Origin of the sequence: Xanthomonas pisi DSM 18956 (genome assembly GCF_001010415.1) — a bacterium.
Lineage (GTDB): Bacteria > Pseudomonadota > Gammaproteobacteria > Xanthomonadales > Xanthomonadaceae > Xanthomonas > Xanthomonas pisi.
On sequence record NZ_JPLE01000259.1, the window covers coordinates 1 to 475 of the forward strand.

At 36.4% G+C, this 475-nt stretch carries 1 protein-coding gene; it reads right to left on the reverse strand.

The window, feature by feature from the left end; translation table 11 throughout:
* The coding region (locus tag Y887_RS19750) for a hypothetical protein (protein WP_211257022.1) at positions 1-445 on the reverse strand (445 nt) is incomplete at its 3' end.
* Positions 446-475: the final 30 nt, after the last annotated feature.

Sequence of the window (475 nt, forward strand, 5' to 3'; positions counted from 1 at the left end):
CCATTTCACACACCATTCGGTATAACGAACGACCTGCTTCTGGAGCGGATGCATAGCTCAAGTCAAAAAATCCGGTGTCAGTAATTCCAGTAACTTTATAACGTTTAGATACAGTAATTAAAGACTGAAGAATATCTTTATTAATTTCATCAGCCATTTCAGTAGCAAGCAAATCTTCTAAGAAGTTAGGGGCATCAAATCCATTCGCTTCCAAATCTTGCGCTAATTCAACCGTGAGACCGGTTTTAAGTTTACGAGATTTGACTGAAGTTTGCCATTTATTAATTTGGAATCTTGCATCAGAAATTTCGCTACCAGAGCTTTCAAATTTGCTTGTCACCGCTGCATCTGAAAATAACCGTACCTTTAAATGAACGACTGCAATCTGAAGAGCCAATTCTAGATCACTTTCTTGAATATCTGCAAATGGCGTATCTTCTAACACTTTATAGACGATATTATTATATTTGAAAAA